The organism is Vibrio sp. V38_P2S17PM301, from assembly GCF_009904845.1.
GTDB classification, from domain to species: Bacteria; Pseudomonadota; Gammaproteobacteria; order Enterobacterales; family Vibrionaceae; genus Vibrio; species Vibrio proteolyticus.
On sequence record NZ_WXWO01000065.1, the window covers coordinates 1 to 5384 of the forward strand.

The following is a 5384-nucleotide window of genomic DNA, read 5'->3' on the forward strand; positions in this document are numbered from 1 at the left end:
CCCTTCAGACCAATCTAGTCGACCATGTTTACGAAGCCAAACTAAAACGGTAGAACAACCTTGGATGCCGTACTTCTCTTGAGCTTGTTTGTAAGTGAGGCTGCCTTTTTCAACCTCATCCACTACGGTGAGTTTAAAAGCGAGGGAGTAATCGCGCTGAGTTCTTTTAGTGGTTGATTTCATAACACTCTCCAATTTTGGGGTTGGAAAGTGTCAACCTTATTTAGGACGTTACACGCAACCACAAAAAAGGGTTAGCCGAAGCTAACCCTTTTTATTTACCAGACCACGCCATGTTTAGCTGGTCAGGTCATCAAAAAACTTTTTCACACCTTGGAAGAAGCCATGTGATTTAGGTTTATGACGGTTGGCATCACCACCACAAGACTCTTCAAACTCACGCAGCAATTCTTTCTGACGACTGCTCAGCTTGACTGGTGTCTCAACCACCAGCTTCACGATTAGATCGCCAATACCACCACCCCGAACGCTTTTCACGCCTTTGCCACGCATACGGAACATACGTCCAGTCTGAGTCTCTTCCGGCACTTTCAGGTTCACCCGACCATCCAGCGTCGGCACTTCCACTTCACCGCCCAGCGCTGCCATCGCAAAGCTGACAGGCACTTCGCAATACAGGTTATTGCCTTCACGTTCAAAGATGTGGTGCTCTTTCACGTGCACTTGTACGTACAAGTCACCTGCTGGCGCGCCCATTTCACCGGCTTCACCTTCTCCGGATAAACGGATACGATCGCCCGTGTCCACACCCGCCGGAATTTTCACATTCAGCGTTTTGGTCTTCTGCTTACGGCCTTGTCCGTGACAAACATTACACGGATCTTTGATGATCTTACCTTTACCATGACAGGTTGGACAGGTTTGCTGAACTGCAAAGAAACCCTGGCGCATCTGCACCTGGCCGTGACCATGACAGGTACCACAGGTTTCCGGCGAAGTGCCTTTCTTTGCACCGCTGCCATCACACGTATCACAGTGTACTAAAGTCGGGACTTCAATCTCACGTGAGATACCGCGCACCGCTTCTTCCAGTGTCAGCTCCATGTTGTAGCGCAGGTCTGCGCCGCGCTGAGCACGTGCCTGACCACCGCCACGACGACCACCACCGAAGATATCACCAAAGACATCACCGAAGATATCACCAAAGTCAGCACCAGCGCCGCCGAAGCCACCGCCACCAAAGCCGCCACCGCCCTGTTCAAAGGCAGCATGACCGTACTGATCGTACGCGGCTTTCTTCTGAGGTTCGGTCAGCACCTCGTACGCTTCTTTTACTTCTTTAAACTTATCCGCGGCAGATTCATCACCCTGATTTCGGTCCGGGTGGTATTTCATCGCCAAGCGCTTATAAGCTTTCTTAATATCACGCTCAGAGGCATCACGGCTTACGCCTAATACTTCGTAAAAATCACGTTTTGACATGTTGTTCGTCACCAATTGATTACTGCAAACGACGGACTGTCGCCTGGTGTTGATATCGATATGGATAAAAAGGCCGTACTGGCTCCGTCTTATCTATAGCGACACAGTTTTCACAAACAGGCGGGCGTAAGAGTTGCCCCAAACGCCCGCTTCGTACTTCATTAGAAGTTCTGACAACAGGCGGCGCTTGGCGCCACCTGTCAGGACAAGATTACTTCTTGTCGTCTTTTACTTCTTCAAACTCAGCATCGACTACGTCGTCATCTTTAGACTGAGCCGCTTCGTCGCCGCCTTGCGCTGCTTGAGCCTGAGCTTGTTGCTGAGCGATTTCCATCAATTTCTGAGACGCTGTCATCAGAGCCTGAACTTTCGCATCAATGGCTTCTTTGTCGTCGCCTTTACGCGCGTCTTCCAGCTCGCTGACTGCCGCTTCAATCTTTTCTTTGTCTTCCGCTGGCAGAGCGTCGCCGGCTTCTTCAACTTGCTTACGAGTGCCGTGGATCATTTGGTCTGCCTGGTTACGTGCAGTTGCCAGCTCTTCGAACTTTTTGTCCGCTTCTTTGTTAGCTTCTGCTTCTTGAACCATTTTCTCGATTTCATCATCGCTCAGACCGCCAGATGCCTGGATAGTGATCTTCTGCTCTTTACCCGTCTGCTTGTCTTTCGCGGACACGTGCAGGATACCATCTGCATCCAAGTCGAAGGTGACTTCGATCTGTGGCATACCACGTGGTGCAGGCTGAATGCCTTCCAGGTTGAATTGACCCAGAGACTTGTTGTACATCGCTTGCTTACGCTCACCTTGCAGAACGTGGATAGTTACCGCGCTCTGGTTGTCTTCTGCAGTAGAGAAAACCTGGTTCGCTTTGGTTGGGATAGTCGTGTTCTTCTCAACCAGTTTAGTCATCACACCGCCCATGGTTTCGATACCCAAAGACAGTGGCGTTACGTCTAGCAACAGAACGTCTTTAACATCACCAGCCAGTACACCACCTTGAACGGCAGCACCCATAGCTACTGCTTCATCAGGGTTCACGTCACGGCGCGCTTCTTTACCAAAGAACTCAGCAACTTTCGCTTGAACCATTGGCATACGAGTCTGACCACCCACCAGGATAACGTCAGTGATGTCGTTTACTGATAAGTCAGCATCAGCCAGAGCAACTTTCAGTGGCTCTAGAGAGCGTTGTACCAGATCTTCAACCAAAGATTCCAGTTTCGCACGAGTCACTTTTACGTTCATGTGCTTAGGACCGGTTGCATCCGCCGTTACGTATGGCAGGTTCACGTCAGTTTGTGACGTAGAAGACAGCTCGATTTTCGCTTTTTCTGCTGCTTCTTTAACACGCTGCATTGCCAGTGGATCGGTCTTAAGATCGATGCCTTGCTCTTTCTTAAATTCGTCTACTAAATAGTTGATTAGACGGTTATCAAAGTCTTCACCACCCAGGTGCGTGTCACCGTTGGTTGCCAGAACTTCGAACGTTTTCTCGCCTTCAACTTCATCGATTTCGATGATGGAGATATCGAATGTACCACCACCCAGGTCGTATACAGCGATAGTACGGTCACCGCCTTTCTTGTCCAGGCCGTAAGCCAACGCCGCCGCTGTTGGTTCGTTGATGATACGTTTCACTTCCAGACCTGCGATACGACCAGCGTCTTTAGTTGCTTGACGCTGAGCATCGTTAAAGTAAGCAGGTACAGTGATAACTGCGCCAGTGACTTCCTCACCCAGGAAGTCTTCAGCAGTTTTCTTCATTTTCTTAAGAACTTCAGCAGACACCTGAGGAGCTGCCATTTTCTGGCCTTTCGCTTCTACCCAAGCGTCACCGTTGTCAGCCTTAACAATTTTGTAAGGCATGATTTCGATGTCACGCTGAACTTCTTCGTCTTCAAAACGACGACCAATTAGACGCTTAATTGCAAATAGCGTGTTAGTTGGGTTAGTTACTGCTTGACGTTTCGCAGGCTGACCTACTAGCGTCTCACCGTCAGTGTAAGCAATAACCGATGCAGTAGTACGTTCACCCTCTGCGTTTTCAATTACACGTGGTTTGTCGCCGTCCAGTACAGCAACACATGAGTTAGTAGTACCTAAGTCAATACCAATGATTTTACCCATCAGGCTATCTCCGAATAAATTCTATTTTCGTTTGGTTATATCCCCTATGTGGGGGAAGGAGAATCGGGTTTCAACCCTTGCTCACAAACAAAAATAATCAATGTTTGCTTCTCTATGCCACATAGATAAGGGCGTCAAAATGCTTTTCAAGGGTTAAAAACAAAAAAGTTATGTTTTTTTCTACTTTTTGTAAGGGTTTGTTGAAAAACCATTCACACATAAAAAAACGGAGCCACCTGGGCTCCGTTTTCTTTTGATTATCAGTGATTAAGAATTGGCTTCTGCCGTTACAATCTCAACAGCCTGTTCGTCTGAGATTTCCCCTTCGGTTTTGGCAACGATGGTGTTAACAGCCGTATCACCCACTACGTTTGACGATGTACAGAACATATCGTTGATGCGGTCAACCGCAGCAATGATTGCCAGACCTTCCGGTGGTAAGCCCAGTTGATGCAACAACACGCCCACCATGACCACACCACCACCCGGTACGCCACCCGCACCGATCGACAGCAGCAGAATCGTCAGACCCAAAGTAAAGATGTCGGCGGTGTTAATTGGCTGGCCAAAAGCGTTGGCAACGAACATCGTCGCCAGTGCGATATAGATAGACACACCGGACATGTTCATGGTCGCGCCCAGCGGCACACCAAAACCGGCAACAGATTTAGACACATTCAGCTTCTCAGTCAACGTGCGCATTGTCACAGGAATGGTCGCATTGGAGCTGGCCGTCGAGAGTGAGAACAGGATTTGTTCACGAGTCGCACGCAGGAACTGTTTCGGCGTCACACCCGTCGACAATCCAACCGCCATCGGATAAAACACAAAAATCCAAAATACCAGCATAGCCACCACCAGAGCGACATAACCTGCCACGGACATCAATGTGTTCGCGTTAAGTGTTGCGCCAAGTTGGATCATCAGAGCAAATACCCCATACGGCGCCAGGCTCATCACCAAACCAACCAGCTTCATCATGATCTCATTGGCCATTTTGAACGTGCGAATCGCCGGACCACCACGCGAATCCAGAGCCTGGATCGCCAGACCGGTCAGAATCGCCATGAAAATGATTTGCAGCATGTCACCGTTGGCAAACGCCTGTACCGGGTTACTCGGTACAATGTTCACCACCAGAGAAAAGATATCTGGGGTTTCTGTCGTGGTCAGTTTGACACTTTCTGAAATCGTGCCAGCCAGATGGGCATCCGCGCCAGGCTGGAAGATTAGCCCCACAGTCAGAGCAGCAGCAATCGCGATGATGGTATTAATAATGTAGAGTGCAAAAGTTTTCCCACCAAGGCGACCAAAAGCACTGATGTCTTTCAGGTCAACAATGCCACACACAATTGATACATACACCAGCGGCACCACCAGCAGTTTGATCAGTGAGACAAACATGCCCCCTGCTCCTTCTGCCGCACCAAGCAGGTAAGTATCAAAAATAGTAACGCCGCTAAACAGGTACTGAATCGCAGTACCAATCAGCAGGCCAGCAAACAAGCCTATAAAAATTTTACTTGAGAGCGATTTATCCATCGTACGTCTCCAGGATGTTGTGTTGATCTTTTATAATAATTAAGACGTTCATTCCGTTTTAAACGCTGAACGTCAGTGCATCATACACACGACATTTACATTTTGAAGACTTTATTTACAAAAGTGTTACATCGCTCATTTTAGAATAAATTACCAATTCCTAATAAAACTCAACCACAAACCTCCAAAAAATAACCTCAACAATCACTTAACGCACAACATAACACTACTGTTGCATATTGAGTATTTTTGACCTGATCCGATCAGTCGCGAT

The 5384-nt window shown here is 48.3% G+C and carries 3 protein-coding genes and 1 pseudogene; all 4 read right to left on the reverse strand.

Annotated elements, in window-relative coordinates:
- Nucleotides 1-183, reverse strand: a pseudogene (locus CAG64_RS14825) (IS3 family transposase); the annotation flags it as partial.
- Between the two features lie 114 nt (nt 184-297).
- On the reverse strand, nt 298-1443 hold the full coding sequence (gene dnaJ / locus CAG64_RS14830) for a molecular chaperone DnaJ (protein ID WP_021706636.1): 1146 nt from the start codon (nt 1441-1443) through the stop codon (nt 298-300).
- Nucleotides 1444-1654: 211 nt separating this feature from the next.
- Nucleotides 1655-3568, reverse strand: a complete 1914-nt coding sequence (dnaK, locus tag CAG64_RS14835) for a molecular chaperone DnaK (protein ID WP_021706635.1) — start codon at nt 3566-3568, stop codon at nt 1655-1657.
- Between the two features lie 267 nt (nt 3569-3835).
- Nucleotides 3836-5110 (reverse strand): dicarboxylate/amino acid:cation symporter, encoded by a 1275-nt coding sequence (locus tag CAG64_RS14840; protein ID WP_161457560.1) that lies wholly within the window; start codon nt 5108-5110, stop codon nt 3836-3838.
- Nucleotides 5111-5384 lie beyond the last annotated feature (274 nt).